The sequence below is a fragment of the Sporosarcina quadrami genome (assembly GCF_014836615.1).
GTDB lineage: Bacteria > Bacillota > Bacilli > Bacillales_A > Planococcaceae > Sporosarcina > Sporosarcina quadrami.
In genome coordinates, this window is record NZ_JACSQN010000008.1 from 67,167 (window position 1) to 89,640 (window position 22,474).

General features: G+C 43.0%; 25 protein-coding genes and 2 riboswitches. Of the genes, 15 read left to right on the top strand and 10 right to left on the bottom strand.

The genetic code is table 11. The features are described 5' to 3' along the window. Positions 1-67: 67 nt before the first annotated feature. Both H9649_RS10110 and H9649_RS10115 read right to left on the bottom strand, forming a co-directional pair. Positions 68-1,018, bottom strand: coding sequence for an alpha/beta hydrolase (locus H9649_RS10110; RefSeq protein WP_191694637.1), 951 nt, complete (start codon positions 1,016-1,018; stop codon positions 68-70). Positions 1,019-1,147: 129 nt separating this feature from the next. Then, entirely contained in the window at positions 1,148-2,182 is a 1,035-nt protein-coding gene (locus H9649_RS10115) for an EAL domain-containing protein (protein WP_191694638.1), read from the bottom strand. A 207-nt stretch (positions 2,183-2,389) separates the two neighbouring features. On the opposite strand from H9649_RS10115, the gene H9649_RS10120 reads away from it, so the two are divergent. Together H9649_RS10120 and H9649_RS17855 are read left to right on the top strand one after the other, a co-directional pair. Then, positions 2,390-2,617 (top strand): hypothetical protein, encoded by a 228-nt coding sequence (locus H9649_RS10120; protein ID WP_191694639.1) that lies wholly within the window; start codon positions 2,390-2,392, stop codon positions 2,615-2,617. Between the two features lie 181 nt (positions 2,618-2,798). Then, positions 2,799-3,182, top strand: coding sequence for a hypothetical protein (locus H9649_RS17855; RefSeq protein ID WP_225229808.1), 384 nt, complete (start codon positions 2,799-2,801; stop codon positions 3,180-3,182). Positions 3,183-3,185: 3 nt separating this feature from the next. On the opposite strand, the gene H9649_RS10130 is transcribed toward H9649_RS17855, so the two are convergent. After that, on the bottom strand, positions 3,186-3,959 hold the full coding sequence (locus tag H9649_RS10130; RefSeq protein ID WP_191694640.1) for a YibE/F family protein: 774 nt from the start codon (positions 3,957-3,959) through the stop codon (positions 3,186-3,188). Further along, on the bottom strand, positions 3,956-5,062 hold the full coding sequence (locus H9649_RS10135) for a YibE/F family protein (RefSeq protein ID WP_191694821.1): 1,107 nt from the start codon (positions 5,060-5,062) through the stop codon (positions 3,956-3,958). The genes H9649_RS10130 and H9649_RS10135 overlap by 4 nt, the downstream gene beginning before the upstream one ends. Before the next feature lie 281 nt (positions 5,063-5,343). Then, positions 5,344-5,451: riboswitch (TPP riboswitch) on the top strand. 113 nt (positions 5,452-5,564) lie between these two features. On the opposite strand from H9649_RS10135, the gene thiM reads away from it, so the two are divergent. From thiM to H9649_RS10165, 6 genes are all read left to right on the top strand, one after another. Further along, the gene (gene thiM, locus H9649_RS10140) at positions 5,565-6,377 is read left to right on the top strand and encodes a hydroxyethylthiazole kinase (RefSeq protein ID WP_191694641.1); all 813 of its coding nucleotides are present in this window, start codon (positions 5,565-5,567) and stop codon (positions 6,375-6,377) included. Then, the gene (gene thiD, locus H9649_RS10145) at positions 6,374-7,213 is read left to right on the top strand and encodes a bifunctional hydroxymethylpyrimidine kinase/phosphomethylpyrimidine kinase (RefSeq protein ID WP_191694642.1); all 840 of its coding nucleotides are present in this window, start codon (positions 6,374-6,376) and stop codon (positions 7,211-7,213) included. The genes thiM and thiD overlap by 4 nt, the downstream gene beginning before the upstream one ends. Further along, positions 7,200-7,862 (top strand): thiamine phosphate synthase, encoded by a 663-nt coding sequence (gene thiE, locus H9649_RS10150; RefSeq protein ID WP_191694643.1) that lies wholly within the window; start codon positions 7,200-7,202, stop codon positions 7,860-7,862. The genes thiD and thiE overlap by 14 nt, the downstream gene beginning before the upstream one ends. Next, positions 7,859-8,353, top strand: a complete 495-nt coding sequence (gene thiW, locus H9649_RS10155; RefSeq protein WP_191694822.1) for an energy coupling factor transporter S component ThiW — start codon at positions 7,859-7,861, stop codon at positions 8,351-8,353. Before thiE ends, thiW begins: the two co-directional genes overlap by 4 nt. A gap of 275 nt (positions 8,354-8,628) precedes the next feature. Continuing rightward, positions 8,629-8,922, top strand: a complete 294-nt coding sequence (locus H9649_RS10160; RefSeq protein WP_191694824.1) for a PadR family transcriptional regulator — start codon at positions 8,629-8,631, stop codon at positions 8,920-8,922. Then, positions 8,919-10,019 carry a DUF2812 domain-containing protein gene (locus H9649_RS10165; protein WP_191694645.1) on the top strand — a complete coding sequence of 367 codons (1,101 nt, stop codon included), beginning with the start codon at positions 8,919-8,921 and terminating at the stop codon, positions 10,017-10,019. Before H9649_RS10160 ends, H9649_RS10165 begins: the two co-directional genes overlap by 4 nt. Positions 10,020-10,205: 186 nt before the next feature. Here the strand turns inward: H9649_RS10165 and H9649_RS10170 are convergent, their stop codons facing one another. Beyond that, the gene (locus tag H9649_RS10170) at positions 10,206-10,622 is read right to left on the bottom strand and encodes a MarR family winged helix-turn-helix transcriptional regulator (protein ID WP_191694647.1); all 417 of its coding nucleotides are present in this window, start codon (positions 10,620-10,622) and stop codon (positions 10,206-10,208) included. 162 nt (positions 10,623-10,784) lie between these two features. Here H9649_RS10170 and H9649_RS10175 point away from each other — a divergent pair, with 162 nt between their 5' ends. Next, entirely contained in the window at positions 10,785-11,957 is a 1,173-nt protein-coding gene (locus tag H9649_RS10175) for an MFS transporter (protein WP_225229809.1), read from the top strand. A 154-nt stretch (positions 11,958-12,111) separates the two neighbouring features. On the opposite strand, the gene H9649_RS10180 is transcribed toward H9649_RS10175, so the two are convergent. Further along, entirely contained in the window at positions 12,112-13,626 is a 1,515-nt protein-coding gene (locus H9649_RS10180) for an MDR family MFS transporter (RefSeq protein ID WP_191694649.1), read from the bottom strand. Positions 13,627-13,790: 164 nt separating this feature from the next. Then, complete coding sequence (locus tag H9649_RS10185; protein WP_191694650.1) at positions 13,791-14,012, bottom strand: hypothetical protein; 222 nt, start codon at positions 14,010-14,012, stop codon at positions 13,791-13,793. A gap of 155 nt (positions 14,013-14,167) precedes the next feature. Here H9649_RS10185 and H9649_RS10190 point away from each other — a divergent pair, with 155 nt between their 5' ends. After that, on the top strand, positions 14,168-15,376 hold the full coding sequence (locus H9649_RS10190; RefSeq protein ID WP_191694651.1) for an RtcB family protein: 1,209 nt from the start codon (positions 14,168-14,170) through the stop codon (positions 15,374-15,376). Positions 15,377-15,516: 140 nt separating this feature from the next. Beyond that, positions 15,517-15,639, top strand: coding sequence for a hypothetical protein (locus H9649_RS17965; RefSeq protein ID WP_263614096.1), 123 nt, complete (start codon positions 15,517-15,519; stop codon positions 15,637-15,639). A 124-nt stretch (positions 15,640-15,763) separates the two neighbouring features. Here H9649_RS17965 and yiaA read toward each other — a convergent pair whose 3' ends face one another. Then, positions 15,764-16,234, bottom strand: a complete 471-nt coding sequence (yiaA, locus tag H9649_RS10195; protein ID WP_191694652.1) for an inner membrane protein YiaA — start codon at positions 16,232-16,234, stop codon at positions 15,764-15,766. 211 nt (positions 16,235-16,445) lie between these two features. Here yiaA and H9649_RS10200 point away from each other — a divergent pair, with 211 nt between their 5' ends. After that, complete coding sequence (locus tag H9649_RS10200) at positions 16,446-16,850, top strand: SET domain-containing protein (protein WP_191694653.1); 405 nt, start codon at positions 16,446-16,448, stop codon at positions 16,848-16,850. A gap of 57 nt (positions 16,851-16,907) precedes the next feature. Here H9649_RS10200 and H9649_RS10205 read toward each other — a convergent pair whose 3' ends face one another. Next, positions 16,908-18,077 carry an MFS transporter gene (locus H9649_RS10205; protein ID WP_191694654.1) on the bottom strand — a complete coding sequence of 390 codons (1,170 nt, stop codon included), beginning with the start codon at positions 18,075-18,077 and terminating at the stop codon, positions 16,908-16,910. Positions 18,078-18,131: 54 nt separating this feature from the next. Then, a riboswitch (purine riboswitch) is annotated at positions 18,132-18,231 on the bottom strand. Between the two features lie 185 nt (positions 18,232-18,416). On the opposite strand from H9649_RS10205, the gene H9649_RS10210 reads away from it, so the two are divergent. Beyond that, positions 18,417-18,920 carry a GNAT family N-acetyltransferase gene (locus H9649_RS10210; RefSeq protein ID WP_191694655.1) on the top strand — a complete coding sequence of 168 codons (504 nt, stop codon included), beginning with the start codon at positions 18,417-18,419 and terminating at the stop codon, positions 18,918-18,920. A 55-nt stretch (positions 18,921-18,975) separates the two neighbouring features. On the opposite strand, the gene H9649_RS10215 is transcribed toward H9649_RS10210, so the two are convergent. Further along, positions 18,976-19,707: a Bax inhibitor-1/YccA family protein gene (locus H9649_RS10215; RefSeq protein WP_191694656.1), complete on the bottom strand. Its 732-nt coding sequence runs from the start codon at positions 19,705-19,707 to the stop codon at positions 18,976-18,978. Between the two features lie 226 nt (positions 19,708-19,933). Between H9649_RS10215 and H9649_RS10220 the strand changes: the two genes are divergently transcribed. Both H9649_RS10220 and H9649_RS10225 read left to right on the top strand, forming a co-directional pair. Next, positions 19,934-20,743, top strand: coding sequence for a cupredoxin domain-containing protein (locus tag H9649_RS10220; RefSeq protein ID WP_191694658.1), 810 nt, complete (start codon positions 19,934-19,936; stop codon positions 20,741-20,743). A 21-nt stretch (positions 20,744-20,764) separates the two neighbouring features. Continuing rightward, positions 20,765-22,309: an IPT/TIG domain-containing protein gene (locus H9649_RS10225; RefSeq protein WP_191694660.1), complete on the top strand. Its 1,545-nt coding sequence runs from the start codon at positions 20,765-20,767 to the stop codon at positions 22,307-22,309. The last annotated feature ends 165 nt before the right edge of the window (positions 22,310-22,474 follow it).

Consider the following 22,474-nt stretch of genomic DNA (forward strand, 5'->3'; position numbering starts at 1 on the left):
AATAGCCTCCGGTCTTTTATGTATCCGGTATGTATGTTAACACAATCCGCATTTGAGTACACGAAGTCTATTCTTTCATTACACTATCCAAAAACGTTTGTAAGCGTCGTTCAAATTCCATCGTTACATTATCATAAGCTTTCACATGTCCAGCATCTGGAACAATCCATAAATCTTTGTCGCCATTTGCGGCACCATAAATTTGTTGTGCCATCTCAGTTGGTACAAGATCATCAGCATCTCCATGAATGATAAAGACAGGACGTGTGTTTTTCTTCACTTGATTAACGACAGAAGCTTCACCGAATGTATAACCTGCACGCAGTTTAGTAACAAAGCTAGTCACTTCCAACAATGGAAAAGCAGGTAGATTATAAATATGCTTCAGTTGGTGCGCAAGTTCTTCTTTGACACTGCTATAAGAACTGTCCGCAACAATCCCTCTCACTTCAACAGGAAGTTCTTCTCCACTTGCCATTAAAACGGTGGCAGCACCCATTGAATTTCCGTGTAAAATGATCTGTTCATCTCCGTGCGCAGTGAGAAAATCCACCCATTGTAAAATATCCATTCTATCATGCCAGCCGAAGCCGATATAGTCTCCTTCACTGTCACCATGTCCACGTGCATCAGGCAAGAGAACATCAAACCCTTGATCATAATAGAATTTTGCAAGCTTCCCCATGTCACCCCCAGTACTCCGAAATCCGTGGACAAGAACGACACCTTTTTGCTCGGGAGTAGGTTGGGCTATGAATTGTGAATGGATGCGGATACCTTCATCTGTTTCAACAGAAACAATTTCTGGCTGTTGGTCATCGTACCACTTCTTTGCTTCCTTCAAGTATACTTGATCCTCTTCGCTGGCAAGCGCATTTAAAGAAACATTTTCTTTATGTAACACAACTTCCGTTCCTCTTTTAACTGCTTGATTGTAAAAGTAATTTCCTGCAACGAGAAAAGCGACAATTATTAAAGTAATTATAATTCCAAGTGCAATCCCTAGTTTCTTTCTCAAACCTTCCACCCCTGTCAAATCGATACATTGTATATTCTGAGTTAAATTCAATCTGCCGTAAATATGCATGAGAAAGGACCCGCAAAGGAAGCGGTGCTTCTGCTACGGGTCTTTGTCGGTCACGCATTTTTACAATACAGCAGAAAGTGCTTCTACTGGTATTTCACTCGGCTTGGCAAACAAGTAACCTTGATATAAATCGTACCCCATCTCAATTAGACAGTCCAAGTCTTCCTTTTGTTCAACACCTTCAGCAAGCGCTCGGGCACCAACTTTATGGGCCATGTCCATAACTAATTTAGCGACTTCCCACTTAGCGGGATCTGTACTTACTCCATCTGTATATTCTCTTGCAAGCTTAACGAAATCAGGCTCCATACGGGACAATAAATCTAAATCATTGAAGCCTGTACCGACATCATCCAGCGCATATTTGATGCCGTGAGATCTATAATACTCTAGTATCTTCAGTAAATGTGCCATATTCTCAATCTTGTCAGTTTCCACGACTTCAAACACGACCTGTTCAGGTTTTATTCCTAACTTTTTAATAGCGGCGAACGTTGTTGCTAAACAATGCTCAGGCACGTAAATAGCTGTAGGTATAAAGTTAATGAAGATAAGCTTATCCGCAACAGGTAATGCATTGTTAATGGACTCAAGGCGGCAAAGCCGATCTAGCGCAAAGAGTCTGTTTCGTTTTCTAGCAGCTTCAAATAGTAGATAAGGTGAAATGATATTGCTATTATTATCTAACCCTCTGCTTAATAGCTCGTTGCCAAAGATTTCAGCTTGTCCGTTCGTTACGCTCACGATAGGTTGGAAGTGGGTAACGATTGCTTTCTTTTTTATCAATTCATCAATCCAACTTGCTTCGCGTTCCGCTTGAAACTCCATAATCGGTTTCATTTTATATAATTCTCTTAGAGGATCATGTGGATCGGACTCCACAGCATAAATGGATGAAATATGCAAATGAGCGTTTACATAATCCATCAAGCTGAAGAAAATTGGTTCATCCGTCCAAAACATCCGGTCGTTCATTTTATGCCATCTCGTTTTGGGAAACTCGCTGAAATAGTGTTCAAGAGGCTCTATTTGCTGGTCATCCGCAAAATAGATTGTATAGACTTTCGTGATCGGATCGCATATATCGCACTTCATTTGTTATCTCCTTTTTTATGCTGTTTTAAATTGTAAAAAATTTGTATCTTCTTTGATTATACATATATAGTTACGCAAGTTCTAATAAAAATCAAAGCAATCTATGAATTTACTAAGGAAGTGGATAGGTGGATTTTTCGCGGGAAATGAGTTATATCTATATACGTGGGTATTCTAATATAAAACATCAAGATGGAAGGTGAGACCATGAAAAGAATAACATTATTGTTATCATCTATTTTGCTATTATTTGCATTGACGGCATGTAACGTCAAAGAAAATCGCAATGAAATGGGTGGAGCAAGAAAAGCACCTGCTGAAGTGGAGCAACCGGCTGCTGAAGACGAAGGCGCAGAAGACGTCGAAGGCGAAGATACTGATGTGGATGATGCGGAGATATCGGAAGATACGGAAACCGATAGTGACTCCAAGTAAATCCAGTCAGCATAGTGGAAAAATGTATGATGGCAAGACTAAAATAGCAATAATTATAGGAGAAACCAATCAGAGCTCTATATGATTGGTTTCTTTTTTAATTGCGCATAAAAGAAGGGATAGCGACATTCGAGATTTTACGGACATATACTGTAAGAGCTTAGCTAAGGAGGAATAGCAAATGGCTTATTGGTATATCCCCTATATTGTCCACGCAGCTTATCCGCACATTGCGGTACCGTTTGACAGCAGGAGTGTCAGATTGAACGAGACGAGCTCTTTTCCGCCAGTGAACACGACAAGATTTCACAGTTCTGCAAAACAAACGTTGGATTTAATGAAACAAGTCGAACTACTCACAACAAAAATTGCGAATTCAGCTGATTTTGCCAATGAATTAATGCAAGCAGCACAAGCTTCTGATCAGAAGAAAGTGGATGAATTAATAACGTCTGCAGGTATCTCCACGACATTTCAGTCAAAATATACACCTGACGGAATTCGTATTCAAGTGCATGATAAAGCTGGCATTTGCTGTGAACTCATACTCACTTTACATTGGTAGGAATTAAGAGTCCGACTTCATTTTTCCTGGTTTCTTCAAGTAATTTGCATTGATCCACGATGTAATCGGAATGACAAGAGCAATACCTGTACCCGCACAAAGAATGAGCATCAGCTCGGAACTGAATATTTTCGAATTGACAATTTCACCTATGGAATAGGTCAGGTCCTTGAACCAGATAAGCAATGCCAAATAGCCGCCAAAGAAGGCGAAAAACAGCGTATTCGTATCAGTTCCTAATATATCCCTTCCAATACTCATGCCCGATGCGAAAAGCTCTTTCTTACTGACGGAAGGATTGTGCTTATTCATTTCAAACATGGACGAAGCAATGGAAATCGCTACATCCATAATCGCGCCGATCGTACTTAAAATAATGACCGACACACCGATCTTCAAGAAATCAATACCAATGTAAAGAGAGTATCCACTAATCGCTTCCGTTTCCTCTTCTCCAAAACCTTGAATCATTAATGTATTAGAAACGAAGAAGATGAAAGCGAGTAGCAGTGTAATTGTAATCATCGTAGAAATGAACGCTATGACTGTCTTACTATTAACTTCATTAATGAAAAACAGACTGATACACCCTATTAACGCACTCGCAATGAACGTCAAAATGACAGGGTTCAAGTCGGGGTTGAGCAAGAGTGCCAGCGTAATGAAAATAACTCCGAAATTCAGGAAAAGTGAAAAGAATGATCTCAGCCCTTTCCTTCCACCAATAAGTAACATGAGACCAAGCAGAACAACTGAAAGTACTACAATGGCATTCATATGCGAGCCTTCTTTCTATTAATGAAAAAGATGGACGTATATACTCCAATCGGAATCGTTAGGACGATACCGATTCCTCCTACTAAAGCGCGTGTCACTTCTAGTGATAAATTCATAGAAAAAGTGAAGCCTAACGGTGTACCGTTTTTAAATGACAAGACAAGCATCGGTAAGGAACCGCAAATGTAGGCGAGAAATAAAATGTTCGTAATCGTCCCCATAATGTCACGACCGATATCCATGCCGGAATCCCTCAATGCTTTCATGGATAACGTATGATCCTTTTCATAAAGTGCGAACATGGAAGAAGATAGCGTAATCGCGATATCCATAATCGCGCCGAGCGATCCGATGAATAGCCCGCCAATAAATACAAGTCGATACGGCCTCGTTATGAATTGCATCTCCTCATAACGCAATCCGTTGTCAGAGGTAAGCCGAAGAACGAGAAGTGCAATTGCGATTGAAGCTGTTGTCCCGACTAGGGTCGCAATAATCGCTGCATACGTTTTTCCTGTGAACCCACTGACAAACCCTAACGAAATAACAGTAAATAAAAGCATGCAAATGCCGCATATGACAAGCAAGTTCAGTGAAGGATACTTCACATAAATATCAAGTGCGACAGATAGGATAATGACGTTAATGGCAAAACTGATAATCGCAAACAACCCTTGTCGTTTACCGACAATCAATAAGGCGAAAATGAAAATCCACCCGATAATCAATGCTTGTTTATCCCTTTTAACATCTGTTATGATACCTGTCAGATTTCCTGACGGATCCATCGTTTTATCAGGTATGACAAAGAGGTCATTCCCAACGTAGTATTCCTGATCATAAGCACCTGAAGCAGAATATTCATTTGTCAGTTGAATGACTTGTCCTTTTTCAGTACCGTTTTTCATGACGGCAGTGAGTTGTTGGTTGTAAAGTAGATCTTTATTGCCATTGCGATCTGACATAGGGGTAGTTTTTTCTAGAACCACTTCCGTCACTTGGGCGATTGGACGATCATAAAATTGATAATTATTGTTGACGAAAAAGACAGAAACGCCAACGCAAAGAAAAATGAAAACATAGATTATTAAACGCTTATACATACTTTTCAAATCGAGACCGCCTGTCTTTTTTCAGTAACCATATCATAAGCATACCCCATCGTAAAACTACTGGAAGGTACCTACCGGAAGGTACCTGTGCAAGACACACTTATGACTATTTAAGAACTTGTATATAAATTCGAATTGGTCCCTATCAAACGTTGATTTAATTAGTTTTCTGTCTGATTTTTATGCAATTGTAGTGTATTGTCAGAATAGCGTCTTGCACAGGTACCCAAATCTAGTTATCTATGCTATAGTGAATTTGAAAACTGAATAAAGTTTACCACTGGGGGAGTCTTTGTGTAAGACTGAGACGTGTAGGAATATGCGGACCCTTGGAACCTGATCTGGCTCATACCAGCGTAGGGAAGTGGATCGCATCCTTTCGAGTTGTTACTGAATGCTAATTTGCGAGCCGCTTTCTCAACGTTTGTGTTGAGCAACGCGGCTTTTTTGTATTCCATTGAATTATAGGCTTTTTAAAAGAGGAGGGTTAATTATGAATTCAAGAATTTCATTACTCAAAGAACTGCGTGACAAAAGCCCGCTCGTCCATTGCATAACAAATATCGTCGTAGCCAATTTCCAAGCGAACGGCTTACTAGCACTCGGTGCGTCGCCGATCATGGCGGCAGCTATTGAAGAAGCGGGGGAGGTGTCTGCCATTTCTTCAAGCACACTGCTGAACATCGGTACGCTTGATGGTGTATCGATCGCCTCCATGATTGCGGCCGGAAAAATGGCCAATGAGAAAGGTAACCCCCTCGTCCTCGATCCGGTCGGCGCAGGTGCTACGGCATTCAGAAAACAAACCGTTTCAACATTGCTGGCTGAATTGGACGTGTCGCTAATCAGAGGGAATGCGGGCGAAATTGCGGCGATTGCAAATTTCCCGTGGGATGCAAAAGGTGTTGATGCTGGTGACGGGACGGCAGATATTGTGGAGGCTGCGAAAGGTGTAGCCGTTCGCCATAAATGCCTCGTTGCAGTTACGGGGAAGACGGATATCGTGACGGATGGTGCGTTCGTGGCACAAATTACAGGTGGGCATCCGCTAATGAGTCAAATCACAGGAATGGGCTGTCTGCTGAGTGCGGTTTGCGCTGCATTCCTTTCTGTGGGAAAAAATCATCCACTTGAAGCGGTTGCTTATAGTCTTGCTTTTTATAAACAGGCGGGGGAAAGAGCTGCTGAACTGGCATCAGGTCCCGGTGATTTCGCGGTCCACTTTTTGAATGCACTACATTTGTTAAAGGACAGTGATGTGAATCAAGCATCAATTTTCATCCAAAAGGAGGCTTTCCAACAATGACTTCAGTAACACTTACAATTGCAGGATCTGATAGTGGTGGAGGGGCAGGAATACAAGCAGATCTAAAAACATTCCAGGAGCTTGACACGTTCGGGACGTCCGTGTTAACCGCGGTCACTGCACAAAATACAGAAGGCGTGCATGCGGTTCAGCCAATTCAGACGGATATCGTCATTGCGCAACTTGAAGCGGTGCTCGACGATTTCACAATCGGTGCTGCGAAGACAGGCATGTTGTTTTCATCAGAGATTATTGAAGCGGTTGCGGAAACGATAAGGAGATATCCTGCTTTTCCGTTGGTGATTGATCCTGTGATGATTGCAAAAGGCGGGTCTTCATTGCTCCAGCAAAGCGCGATCGACGCATTGAAAACGCATCTAATTCCGCTTGCGACACTATTGACACCTAATCTGCCTGAAGCGGAAGTACTGACGGGGGTGTCTATTAAAACACTGGCGGATATGGAGTTTGCGGCACAGCATTTATTGAAGATGGGCTGCAAGGCAGTCGTTATGAAAGGCGGCCACCGGGAGGAGGCTTCATTTGCAGAAGACCTGTTCATGTCAGCGGAAGGTGATTCCTTTTTGATGAAGAGCAAGCGAATTGAAACGAAAGATACACACGGGACAGGGTGCACATTTGCCGCTGCCATTACAGCAGAACTCTCGAAAGGTCAAACAATTGCAGACGCTGTTATTACGGCGAAGCATTTCATCCAAGCGGCAATCGAGGATGGTCTGAATCTCGGCAATGGACACGGACCGACAAACCACGCTGCACTTCGAAATCGTGGTAGTGCAGAACGAAAGGATGTTGAATTGAATGGAAAACGTTGATTATAGCTTGTATTTCATTATGGGTTCTATGAATGTGGATAATCCATTCTCCATCTTGGAGGATGCCTTAAAAGGTGGTATCACTTGTTTTCAGTTCCGTGAAAAAGGTCGAAATGCCTTAGTTGGCAATGAAAAAAAAGCTTTTGCACAAAGTTGCCAACGCTTATGTGCACAATATGGCGTACCGTTCATCGTCAATGATGATGTTGACCTTGCTATAGAAATCGATGCAGATGGCGTGCATGTTGGACAGGATGATGCTTGTGCAACGGAGGTCCGGAAGAAGATTGGACCGACCAAGTTGCTAGGAGTGTCTGTCCACTCGGTTGAAGAAGCTAGGATGGCCATTGAGGCTGGAGCAAATTATGTCGGCATGGGGCCGGTCTACGCAACACCATCAAAAGCGGATGCCAAACCCGTGGCCGGTACGTCAATGATTCAACACGTTGCCAACCTGTACCCTGATCTTCCGATTGTCGGAATCGGCGGCATTGCAACGCACAATCTCGGACCGGTGATTCAAGCGGGAGCTACAGGCGTATCCGTCATTTCGGCTATCGCTTCTGCCAAGGACGCTGAAATGGCTACTGCAGATTTGAAAGGGGCTTTCTTACAGTGGAAAACACAAAAAAGCACAGTGCAGGGATAAGCACAAAAAAACTCGTGTTAATGACGGTATTTACTGCCGTTGCGGTAGCAGGATCGACATTCGTTTCCTTCCCTGCAGGAATCGCACGCGCATATCCGATTCAGCATGCGGTCAACGTTATCGCAGCCATACTGTTAGGTCCGTTACCAGCTGTGATTATCGCATTTATGACTGGTCTCGTACGCATACTTACAGGTACCGGGTCACTTCTTGCATTTCCAGGAGGTATGATAGGAGCTGCACTGGCGGGTTTACTATACAAGTATTCTGGCCGGACATGGTTGGCGGTAGTCGGGGAAGTCATCGGTACGGGCATCATTGCTTCGCTCTTCGCTGTTCCGTACGCAGCCATTCTTATGGGCACGACCGTAACCGCATTTTTCTTCATGCCTCCTTTTCTTGTTTCAAGCATCAGCGGAGCAGTGCTTGGCATTATCGTAGCCGTGCGATTACAAGCAGTACCTGCAGGTAAGCGCCTTCAAAGTTATTGAATACCTTTTAAATATGTCGGTACCTGTGCACAACACATTTATGACTATTTGTAAAAAAGTATAAAAATACAGAGGAACCTCATCGAATATTCATTTGATGAGGTTCCTCTCCTGATTTTATGCAATTGTAGTGTATTGTCTGAATTGCGTCTTGCACAGGTACCTAAAATTCATTTGTACTTATATGTCGCGGTGTGATATAGTCGCATCATGACATATAGCGACAAGACATATGGAGGAGTTCTGTGGATAAACTACTAAAGAAATACGTACCGATGACGGAAACTGCCTTTTACATTCTATTGTCATTGACGGAACCGCGACATGGCTATGGCATCATAAAGTGCGTCGAAGAGCTGACGGAAGGCCGATTAAAACTTGGGTCTGGAACTGTGTACGGTACGTTGACGAAAATGCAGAAGGATGCGATGATTGCTGTTTTTGCAGATGAAAAGCGGAAAACGATTTATGAAGTGACGGATTGCGGCAAACGAATAATGCAGGTAGAGATGAGACGTTTAAAAGAACTGTACACGAATGCTGTTAAATTTGAGGGGGACTTTTTATGAAAAAGACTCGATTGTTTTGGAGTTATCGGATTGATAATACCGAGCGATGGCTATCTCAAATGGCGCAAGATGGTAATCACGTTCAGGATCTCAATCCATTGGCCAGAACGTTTACGTTTCAAAAAGGACCAAGTTCTGAAACGTCGTACGCCATTCAATACAATGAAAAAGAACTGACATCCGGTTTACGTTCTTCGGGTTGGAAAAAAGCCGCTTCTGCCGGTAAATGGAGAATTCTAAAAAATGACTCGAAGAATGCAAGGACGATTCCGTTGCGCAACTCCATTTTGAAAAGGACTCGATTCCATTCCTATCTGTTCCTAGCATTAGCAACCTTACTCTTGTCACTTCAACTTCCATTGATCGTAATTATGGGAATCGGGTTAAGTGTTTCAGAAGCAAGATTCATATGGACTCCGTTGCTCATGCCGTTTATCTTATTCGTGTGCCTTGGAGGATTGGCCATTTACGTATTCCGCGCATACAGGAAATTTGAAGTGAGTGAAATGGGCGCTGAAGTAGATGAAGTTACGAGTGGAGAGAAGACTCGTAAACTACGTCCAGGTTGGATGTATCAACCATATCAAACGAAAAAATGGCTTGAAAGTTTAGCGGCGCAAGGACTCATACTTGAATCCGTAAGTACACTTTTCTTCACATTCACAAAATGCGAACCACAACAAATAAGCTACGAAGTGAACTTCGAGTCTAAAGTAAACACGGATTTCTATTCATTCCATAAGGAAAATGGCTGGCAATTAAAATTTGCTTCTAATCTCTCTTGGCTAAACTACTCGATTTGGGCGATGCCATACAAAGCTGGTGAAAAAGTGCCTGCATTCATCTACGATCCTGAAGAAAAAGCGCGCCATATGCGAAAAGCATTTCGCATGAATATAGGAATAGCTGCACTCATTGTGCTTATGACAATCCAGTCAATATATATAAACACCGTCTCATCACCAAGTCCATTTTTCGAATGGTCCTTTATAGGTTTCATCCGTTCTTTACTCATTGTAAGCATGATTCTATGGATTTACCTAATAATAAAAATCATCGCGAGCTACCGCAAAGAAATGAAGCTACTCCAACTATAAATATGTCGGTACCTGTGCACGGCACATTTATGACTATTTAACAAAAAGTATAAAAATACAGAGGGACCTCGTCGAATATTCATTTGATGAGGTTCCTCTCCTGTTTTTATGCAATTGTAGTGTATTGTCTGAATTACGTCTTGCACAGGTACCTCGAAAGGTACCTCGAAAGGTACCTCGAAAAAATTACAACAAGTTATCGTCCATCTGTTGCAGGATTCTGCGCAGTAGCAATAATTCCTCGGGTACGATTCCTGCAAGTAGCACCTGTTCATGTGCTTTCCAAATCTCCATAATCGGACCTTCGAGTTGCCGTCCTTTCGATGTGAGAAAAACATTTGAAATTCGGTGATCTGCATCATCCACTTTACGGTAGATGATGTCATCTTGCTCCAGTTTCCTCAACATATTGCTCACTGTCGAAGCTTCTGAGCCCATTTTTAAGCGCAATTGTGATTGTGTAATGCCATCCTGTTCCCATAAATGAGAGAGGGCGAGTTCTTGGCCGATATGTAACCCGAGTTCGCGCAATTGATTGGCATAGCGCTTTCTAGTTTGGATAGCGATTGATTGTAATAAAATACGGATTTCGCTTTCGATCATTGCGTAACCTCCATGAACGTTTAGTCTGCTAATTATAGCAAAACAGATGCCAACTCACAAAGGTAATAATTATAGCCTGTTTGACTTTTTGAAGGAAATGAGTTTTAATTAGCATGCTAACTAATATAAGAAACTGAAATTATTCTTTTGGGGGTATATAACATGAATAAAATGTTAAAGCCGACAATTATCGCGATTGCAATGGCGACAGTTATGGCAGGTGCAGCAATTTCACCGGCATTAGGACTGATTGCGGCGCAGTTCCATGATTCTGATCCGATGCTCATCAAGCTTGTTCTGACGATTCCGTCACTGATGATCATCCCTTTTTCGTTCATCTCCAGTTTCCTGACGAAGAAGATTTCCAAACGCTCCATTGTCCTCATCGGACTTGCCATCTATGTTTTTGGTGGTGTAGGGGCGCAATTTTCCAACACGATCGAAGTGTTGCTTGCGTTCCGTCTAATCCTCGGAGCGGGTGTTGGACTGGTCATGCCGCTTTCGTTCACGCTGATCAGTGACCACTTCCAGGGGAAAGAACGGACGAAAATGATGGGATACAATACCGCATTCAGTAATGTCGGCGGTATTATTACGATGTTGCTTGCAGGTTACTTGGCAGCATTCAATTGGAGTGTTCCTTTCAATGTCTATTGGCTGGGGCTTGTCATCTTTGTTCTCGTATTCTTCTTCCTGCCTAAAAATGAACCATTGAAACCGCGGGTCGGGCAGGATAAACCGAAAATGCCCCTTTCCGTCATCGGGATTGCTTTAGGGGCTTGCGGTCTCATGCTGGCTTATTATGCTGTCGCAACGAATATGGCGCTTTATCTCGAACAGAGTGACCTCGGCAATTCAAAGACTGCAGGTTTTGTCATGGCATTCTCTACAGTGGGCGGCATGATTACGAGCATGACACTCGTCAGCCTGCAAACGTTCTTCAAGAAGTATCTGATGCCTGCGGCCGTTTTGTCGATGGGTCTCGCATTTGGTCTTCTGACAATTACACATTCCATCCCGTTAATTCTGCTAGGCGTCTGCATGGTCGGTTTCGGCCAAGGAATTGTCTTCCCGCTCATCAACGTCAAAGTTCTAGGGAATGTAGATCCACGATTGAGTGACCGGGTCATTTCCATCGTTTCGAGCATGATCTATGTCGGACAATTCCTGTCCCCGGTCGTGCTGGATTCAATCGGCAAACTGGTAGGTTCCGAAACAATCCGTTTCCAATATAGTGTTCTTTCCATCAGTCTTATCGTGTCTGTTGCGATAATGTTAGTCGTTATCATTGCAAAAAAGTCACCAGTTAAAAAAGAAGTGGAAGCGGAAATTTGAATAGTGATTAGTAGAGAATAAAATAAAGAAAAACCGAGTGCCTCCTTACCGTTTTTGGTAGTAGGCACTCGGTTTTTTCAAGTTCTTTGGACAAATGAATAGACTAAATAATAAGCCCGTAATACTTACTAGGGAAAACATCTCAAAAAATACCTTAGTTCTCTTTTTTACTCGGTACTTCCAATCGTTCTGGACCCATATAAAAGACCGCGAATATCGAAATTGCAACCGGGATCAAAGCCCATAGGAACGTCGTGGAAATCGAGTGGGACATCGCATTCGTGATAACGTCCAACACATCAGGCGGAATCGTCTTCCGCGTTTCAGGCAAGAAGGCGCTTTGAACATTGCCGAATGATTCGACTCCGCCAGCTCCATTGCCAGGAAGTTTTGCAAAGCCAGCAGCCATATCACGCGTCAGTATTTTCGTCTGGATTGCACCGAAAATCGTAATACCAAGGGCAAGTCCCAACGACCGGAAAAATGAATTCGTCGAATTGGCAGATCCGCGATGGCGGAAATCCATTTTGTGCACGGAAGCCGCAGGGAGCAGGGAGAATGAAAATCCTACTCCGAAACCGACGAAAACCATATACGTCGATAAAACGACTCTTGAAGTATCGGGTGAAATCGTGCTCATCAAAATCATTCCGATCGAATAAGCAATCACCGAGATGGCCATGATCTTTCGGTATGTGGTCTTCGTCTGCAAAATCCCCCCAAGCGCACTTCCGACAACCGAGCCCAACAACATCGGCATCAGTATGATCCCGGCATTAGTTGCAGACCCTCCATAGACGGCTTGTACAAAGATTGGGATGAAAATCGTCAGCCCAATAAAAGTTGCCCCATACAGGAAGGCAAGTATTTGAGAGGAAGCAAACAACCGATTTTTGAACATCCAAAACGAAATGATCGGTTCTTTCGCACGTGTTTCTGCCCAAATGAAAATGATGAAAAAGACTGCAAAAATACTGAACAACGTAATGCTTTGCCAAGAAGACCAAGCAAATTCCTTCCCGCCGAATTCAAGCCCGAACATAAGACTGACAACTGCGGTGACAAGCGTAATGGCACCAAGCCAATCGATTGCCTGTTTCGAAGGTTTTGTGGCCTCTTTGTAAAAACGGACAATTAATAATAAAGAAATAAGACCAATCGGCAAGTTTACATAGAAAACCCAATGCCAGCTGATAGCCTCTGTAATCCAAGCACCGAGCAACGGCCCAATGACACTGGAGGCACCAAAAACAGCACCAAGAAGACCTGTCATCTTACCTCGTTGTTCAGGCGGGAATACATCGAATACGATTGTAAAAGCAATCGGTAACAGTGCGCCGCCACCAATTCCTTGGATTGCCCGGAAAGCGGCAAGTTGTGGAACGGATTGTGCCAATCCACATAGTGCGGATCCAATCATGAAAACAATAATCCCGAAAACGAAAAATCGCTTTCGGCCATACATATCTGACAGTTTTCCGAAAATAGGCATACCCGCAAGTACGGCAACCGCATAAGCCGAAGTGATCCATATATAACTATCCACACCACCCAAATCCCCTAAAATGGAACCGAGCGCAGTTGCCACGATCGTATTGTCCATAGCAGCCATTAATATGCCTAATAGGATCCCCGCAAGTACAAGTCGCAACTTACTTTTATCTTCCATTACAGCAACTCCTTTTTGAATATATTCAATTAACGAATTGATTTGCTAACTAACTTTAGCAGTTTTTTTTGAAATTTGCACGCTGGGATGAAAAATGACATTTCAATCATAAGTACGAAAAAATGCCTATGCATGGTGGATGCCATGAACAGACATTGTAGAGGTTATCTTCTTTTCTTCTTAAGATCTCTTGGATCAATTTTACTCTTATCAATTACCTTCTCAAACTCAATAAACACAAAATACTTTTGCTCACCCTTTTGCTCTACGTTCAACACTTTCCCGTTGCGCCCTTTAATTCTGATCGTTTCATCCACGGAAGGAACGTTTTCTGTAGCATGGTTAAATACATACACCTTATTTTCATAATAATGAATAGCAAACATACCCTTGTCCCCTTTTTTAAAATGAATTTTTGCTCTCCTATCATCGTATGAGGCTATTCAGAATTTAGAACAAGCCTACAAAAGAGGATTTTGACAGTGCGATATCGAAATGGGAGGTTAACGGTTTTATCCAGACAGAAAGGAAGGTTTCATTCATGAAAAAGAAAATTTACGGCATTCACGATGACAATACATTACGTCAATTCGATAACTGTTTACAGACGGGACAAGTAGTAGGTGGCGTGTTATGTGCAGATGGGCATTATGGCTACAGCCAGCCAGTCGGTGGTGTCATTGTCTATGACGGACAAATTTCACCGTCCGGCGTCGGATACGACATCGCCTGCGGCAATAAAGCGGTCCGAACCAATTTAAAATGGCAAGACATGCAAAAGGATTTGCCGCACTTAATGGATGAAATTGCAACAGCGATTTCGTTTGGTGTCGGTCGAAAAAATAATGAGCGTGTAGACGATGACCTATTCGATGATGACAATTGGCTTATTTATAAGGAAATCGGTCAACAAGAACACGACAAGTTGAAGAAGCTGGCGAAAGACCAGCTAGGAACGGTCGGGTCTGGGAATCATTTTGTCGATCTGTTAGTGGAAGAAAAAACAGGGGACGTATGGGTTGCCAATCATTTCGGGAGCAGAGGATTCGGCCATAAGACAGCGAGCGGATTTATGAACTTGGCGAATGGTCGTAGATTTTCAGATCGTGCACCCGGCGAAAGTATGGAACAAGCACCGACATTGATCGATCTCGACAGTGAGCTGGGCGATCTGTATTACCGTGCCATGGAGTTAAGCGGAAAGTTCGCGTATGCGGGTAGAAATTATGTGATGGATAAAGTGCTGTCCATTTTAGGGGCAACGTCAGAATTTGCCGTGCATAACCATCATAACTATGCGTGGAAAGAGACGCACGGTGGCAAAAACTATGTCGTCGTCCGAAAAGGCGCAACTCCTTCCGCTCCTGGACAGATGGGGTTCATTGGTGGAAGCATGGGTGACATTTCGGTAATTGTGCGCGGTAAAAACAATGAAGCAAATGCAGATTCTTTCTATAGTACTGTTCATGGGGCAGGCAGAATTATGAGTCGCACCCAGGCTGCTGGGAAGATGAATTGGAAAACGAAGAAGCGAAGTGGCGGAGAAGTTTCCCAGGAACAGATGGATCAAGCAATAAAGGATTACGGTGTGGAACTACGTGGCGGTGGAACGGATGAAAGCCCTTTCGTTTACCGGAAATTACAGGAAGTCCTCGATGCACATGAAGAGACCGTTGACGTGTTGCATAGTTTGAAACCGGTCGGCGTCTGTATGGCTGGTGCAAATGAGTTCGATCCCTACAAAGATTAAAGGATGCAAAAGCCCATGGACAAGAAGCTGTCCTATGGCGCTTCTTTTTTGATAATGTCACCATCATTGTCGTGAATGTTTAAACATTCCTTTCAAAGGGTATAGTCATCATGTAACTGAAATAGGTAGGTGAATACGATATGAAGAAACAATGGAATTTCATTATGGAGAACAAGCTCATTACTGTTTACAGTAAAACCAAACAGGCGGCTGAACAAAAAGCCCGTAAGATACATGAAGAGTTAAAACAAGACGTATCATGAAACACACCGGCCCCGTAAACGGCTGGTGTATTTTTTATTTGAAGTCTCTAAAAAAACGTTTGTCGTTTTTTATACGGAAAAAGAGCGGATTCCTTCGTGGAGTCCGCTCTTTTGACTTAAACTCTCAGTCATCACTACGAGCTTTTTGTGTATCCCGTACATTCTTCTGCACAGTAACTGCAGCAAAGACACTCAGCACAAAAGCCATTGCATAAAATCCTTTTTCACTCAAAACTATACTGCCCGCATTATACAAACCAATTGCCATAAGTGCAACAGCAGTTATGAGTGCAAACCAGCTGATACCGTAATAGACAGCAGTGACGGGGATGTCTTCCTCTTTATCCCGCACAGCTTTTTGCAAGGAAACAGCGGCATACAAACCAAAGATTAAAATTGCAAAATAATAGCCTTTCTCATTCAGTTCCATTGCTGCATTATACAAACCGAGCAAATAGGAGATGACTCCAATAGCGAGAGCGGCAAGAGCAGCTCCCTTAAACGCCGCTGTAGGTTCACCATCCCGTCTTACGACTTTCGATTTCGGTTCCGGACGTTTTTCTTTATTAAATAAATCCCCATTATCATTATTCATTAGCAAACTACCTCCCTTAAAGCAATCATATCCAAATCTATCTGTATCGGCAATATCTTTTAAATAGTTTAGATAATCAGTCCCTTCGTATGAACAGAGTCATGCATACAATATTCCTGCTTTTGATTGGATAAATATAATGCGTAATGTCATATATATATGTGAATTGATGGTATAGTGGAATCTACTTATAAGTGAGCAGGTGATGAAATTGATCGAAGTGAAAGTTTCGCCCGTCAGTGACGGTGAATTCAATAGAGGTGTATTTGCTACAAGTGATATAGCAAAAGGGACTGTCTTCCACGAGGCGCCCGTCGTAGCCTATCCGAATGAAGAGCATGTCCATATAGAAAAGACCGCCCTGGCGGATTACGCTTTCGAATATGGCGCGAATCATACAGCAATCCTTTTAGGATATGGTATGCTGTTCAATCATTCCTATGAACCGAATGCAGATTATGACATCAGTTTTGAGAAACACGCATTCATTTTCTTCGCTCATCGAGATATCAAAGCGGGGGAAGAAATCTTCATTAACTATAATGGAGAAGTGGATGATCAGGAACAGCTCTGGTTCAATGAAGACTATGACGGAACCGCAAACGATAAGGATTGACAGTGCATCAAAAAACTCCCGGGAATGATTTACATTCCGGGGAGTTTTTGTGTGGATTTACAATCGAGATGAACGTATCTTTTTCGTCACTGGAATGGATAGTGAAATCGCAGCACAAGTAAAGGCAATAAGTACAACCCCTCCACCGACAGGCGGCATCATCGCAACACTTTCCGTCTGGCTGTAGACAATCCCGCCTATACCGGAGCCAAGCGCAATTCCGATCTGCAGCGCCGAATTATTAAAGCTTTGATGAATATCAGATGACACCGGATCACTTTCAATAATATAGTCCTGCTGTGGTGGCGCGAGTGCCCAGCTTAACGCACCCCAAATCATCATAATGATTATGAAAACAGGAATCGAAAACGTCGAGAATGGTAAGATGAATAGACTTACTGCAAAAGCGCCTAATATGATTAATATACTTTTAGTCGATCCAATCCAAGTAGCAAGACTGCCACCGAACACACCGCCACCGACAGCTGCGAGTCCGAACAGGAAGTAGAAGACGCTAATCCAGTAAGGGCTGATCTGCATTGTCGTTTCTAGGAACGGCGTGAAATAGGCATATACCGTATAATGGCCAGCCAACATGAACATCGTTGCTAAGTGAGCAAAAATGATTTTTTTATTCGCTAAAGCTTTAATCTGTTCTTTTAGCGGTTGTACTTCACCTGGCGGAATCTCTTCAAAGAACTTGGCGATCAGCAGAATTGATCCGATCGACATGATTGCAATTCCGAGAAACACCGAACGCCATCCAAATGCGTTTGTTAGGACAATGCCAATTGGCACGCCAAGAACGAGTGAAGAACTGATACCCATATAAATATAGCCCAATGCCTTTGCTCTTTTTTGAGGCGTTGCAATACGGGCGGTTATTGTTAATGAAAGGACGATGACCAATGCCGCACTGGCAGCCGTGAAAATGCGGGCAACCATCATCAATGCGAATGTAGGACTGAAATACGTGAACACGTTACCGACGAAAAATACGCCTAACGCAATGAGATAAAGCTTCTTCCTGCCGACTTTTGCGGTCAAAGATAAAAGCACCGGCCCAGCGACTGCATATACTAAAGCGAAAACGGTGATCAGTTGACCTGCCGTCGCAATCGAGACATCCAAATCTTCCGCAATAACAGGCAAAATCCCTCCGACGACCAATTCAACCAATCCTACTGTAATCGCCGATATGGCTAATAAAAACACTCTGAAATCCATTCTGATTCCTCCAACCAAGGGCTATTGTGCCCGTTATAAACATAGAAAAATCCCGATTACAAAAATAGCTTTTGTAATCAGGATTTAACGGTTCCTGGTAGAGACCCCCGAACCATATTATCGGGGTTATACAGATGGTTTTTATAATGCAATTTTTCCTACAGACCAACTTATCATGAATTGCTCGAAATGACAAGGTGTGCACATTATGCAACCACTCGATCCAAGTCTAGAATCGCTCAACCCAATAAGATAACCGCCCACACTTCTATCAAACTTAACCTTCCACATGATAGAATCAAATAAATTGCACAAGTCAGCAAGAAGGGAGCGATTTGCATGCGACTCGAAAAGCCGTCTGAAAAATGGCAGAATGAACACCTTGCCTACATATCGGAGTGGGGTGAAGGAAAATTGTCCCCAAACCGTTTTCGATTGGAGCCTGACGTCTCATACAATCAATTTCTGGACCAACTTACTCACCTGGAAAGTGGACAGCCGGGCCAAATCCCGACATCCAATTTCTTTCTCGTCGACGATGACCGTATACTCGGAATGGTGACGATCCGCCACAAGTTAAACGATTATCTTCTAAATGTCGACGGGCATATCGGCTGCAGTATCCGTCCTTCTGAAAGGAGAAAAGGATACGCCACAAAGATTCTGTCAGAAGCTATGAAGATCACAGATGAACTTGGCATTGATGATGTTCTGATTACATGCAATGAAGACAATATTGGTTCTGCAAAAGCCATTCTAAACAATGGCGGTATAGAAGCTGAGCCATTCGAAGAGGAACACGGTAATGTCATAAGAAGATTCTGGATTAAAAGAAGGCAATAATATAAAGATCTATTCTTCCAACGTCTTGCTGGCTGAGGCAGAGTAGATCTTTTACTCATTTATTGCTTCTGATTTTAGCCAATAACCGCAAAATCTCCAAGTATAGCCAGACAAGCGTTACCATCAAGCCGAATGCTCCATACCATTCCATATACTTCGGTGCCCGCTGATCGGTACCTTGCTCAATGAAATCGAAATCCAGAACAAGATTCAATGCGGCGACTACCACAATCACAACGGATATACCAATACCGATCAATCCTGTTTCATGGATGAAAGGTACATTCATCCCGAAAAAGCGAAGGATGAAATCGGCGATATAGACAAAGAATATGGCGCCGGTTGCAGCGAATACCCCTAATTTAAAGTTCTCAGTCACTTTGATGAGTCTCGTTTTATAGGCAAACAATAAAGCGAACAACGTTCCGAATGTCAGCAAAATGGCTTGTGTCGTTATTCCCGCATACATTGTTTCGTACATAGCGGACAGTCCGCCAAGTGCCAGACCTTCCAGCAATGCATAGAGCGGGGCAGTATATGCGGCAGTTTTCTTAACAAAAATCGTAATTAGCGCTACAACAAACCCTCCACCAAACCCGATCCACACGAGTGATTGGATGTCTTTCCCGGCAAAATACTGCGTCCAAGTAAATGTAGCGGTTGCGCACATCAGCAAGAATAGGATGAGTGTTTTATTCACGGTACCTTGAATTGTCATAACATTGCCGTCGTTGACTTGAAGATCCTTGAACGTAGTTTTCCCTAAACTTGGGTTTGATGATCTCATATTGCTCAACCCTTTCTCCGTATCCTACTATCCTATACGAATCAACAGCGAATTAGTTTCATCGGATCACAAACCGATTTTGCATCGTAAGAGGTGGGTCTATGTACTCGTTTATCTGGTAAAACCATTGTTAAACCTCTTATGTTGAAATTTAATGTTTCGGAAACACAAATGTTAGGGAATAGAAATATAAGATACATATTCTATTCATCTAGGAGGAAAACATATGAAAAACAAAAGATTTTTGATTTTTTCGTTGCTGTTTGGAGCGCTGTTAGTTCTAGGTGCATGCAGTGAAGACAAAAAAGAAACAACTGAAACGGATATGAACGGCAAGGAGTTTTTGATGATTTCCGGGGATACAGTGTCTGAACAGGGCGGCTGCGTACTTGCAAGCCGTTATTCTGCAGGTGACAAACTGGTCTTCCGTATGAACGCATTGGACTCAAGAACGAACGAACAAGTGAAAGACGCAAATTTGAAAGTGCACTTATCTACAGGTGAAGAACTTGACATGGTATACGGAACACATGGCGACGAAGACTTTTGGGTTGTTGCTTATCCAGTCACTGCAGAAACACCTACAGGCAGCCTGGAGTATTACGTAACAGGTGAAGCAGGAGATCTGAAAGGTGAATTCCGTCCGTTCAATGTAGCCCCTTCATTATTATCAATCGTCGATGTGGATGGTGAAGCTGCGACGGAACCTGAAGAAGAGCCAGACGAAGAAGAAGTGGACTTATCAAAAGTGGAAACGAACCAGAACGTCGATGTGCATGCAGTGAACTTTGAATTCGCAGGTCCTAAAGGCGAGAAAGTCTTCTACGTAAAAGCAGGCGAAGAAGTGAAAGTATCTTTGACTTCTGATGAAGGCATGCACGGTCTTGCGATTGAAGATACGGATATCAATATTAAGGATGCAAACGGCGAAGCGAAATTTACACCGGAAAAACCCGGTGAGTACAAAATCTACTGCAGCGTGTTCTGCGGCGCAGGACACTCGGACATGACAGCTAAATTAGTCGTCGTAGAATAATAGGAAAGTTAGGTGACCGTATTGCCTTCAAAAATGAAAAAAAATCTGTCATTCGCTTTCATGATGATCTTCGGTGTCATGATCGTCCTGGCAGGATGCAGTGATGGAGAGAAATCCGAAGCTGCAACTGATAATGATCAAGCAAGTGGTGTAGATAACAGTTCTACAGCTGCAGCTGAAAAGAAGAATAACGACAAACTGATGGACAAAGCGGAAGAGATGAAAAACAACATCAAGCTTTCGGCTTCAAGAGGTTTTATCGGTGATGAAGTCGAGTTTACGATCGATCAGCTTCCTAAAAATGCAGATGTCCAGCTCGTCTGGCCGACAGTCGATGGCTCCTATGCAATCGAGAACGAATACGAAGTGATCGGACCCGAATTTGTGACGGAAGATGTCGTCATATTGGAAGGGAAAAGTGATGCTGATGGAAAGTGGGCAGATTCATTCACGATTCCTGAAGGCTTCGGTGGCGATTACACAGTCTACGTAGCGACTGATAATAAGAAAATCGGTCAAACGGCTTACACAGTCGACCCTACATTCAAAATGACACCCGAATCCGGACCGGTCGGAACGGAAATCACGATTGAAGTGGAAGGTCTTGGTCATAGCACGTATATGCGAAACTGGCAATTGACGTATGACAATAAATACACGGGTCTTGTATCCGCCATTGCAACAAACGGTAAAGCGGAGGCAAAAATCCGGGCTGCAGGAAATCCTGGAGATCATGCCATTCGTCTCCGTACAGGCTATCTTGGTATGCAGTACATTAACTATCTACAATCGCCTTATCCCGATAAACCGGCACCTGACTTCATGTTTACAATTACTGACGAACCTTTTATCGGTGAGAGTCATGTAGAAGATGCTCCCGTTGCAGCAAACGGCGGAGTTGAAATGCCTGAACTGAAAAATGATTCAGGTGTGACAATGACGCTCGATACAGAAATCGGTGCAGTCGGTGATCCTGTAACAATGACTGCTGAAGGATTGGATAAAGATAAAGAAGTGGAACTTGTCTGGAATACGATGAAAGGCAGCCGTGTCAGCGGTTTAGGCTTCGCTGAAGAAAGTTCTGTCCTTGATACGATCAAGACAGACGGCGATGGCGCTTTCACGTATGATTTCAAGATTCCCGACGATCTTGGCGGAATCCCTCACCGGATTGATGCGAAAATCGGAGATAAAGTCGTTGGTCAAACGTACTTGAGTATTAAGCCTACACTTGTCAGCATCTCTCCGACATCTGGTCCAGTCGGAACGAAGATTGAAGTGACAATCAAAGGCGGCGGGTGGACAGAGTTCGATAACGCATATTATCTGACATATGATAATGCCTATACAGGTTATCTCTGTTCATTCAATAGCCAGGGAACTTTGACATTCGATGTGATTGCTACAGGCGATGTCGGGTACCATGTCATTGATATGTATCCTGGTCTTTACAGACAGAAGGAAAAAGATACGGATATGACATTGATTCCTCAATTGACGTATTCTACAGATCATCCGGGTTCTGCAATGCCGGCAATCCGTCTAGGTTTTGAAGTGACAGAATAAGAGCGGCATATGGAAAAGACTCTCGGGAAATACAGTGTAAACTGTTTTCCTTTGAGTCTTTTTTAGATAACCATATGAATCCGTTCATTGGAAGACGGAAGGGCAAAACGGTATGATAGAAGGTGAACAGCCGTTCATTACTAATGAAAAAAAGATTCCATACAC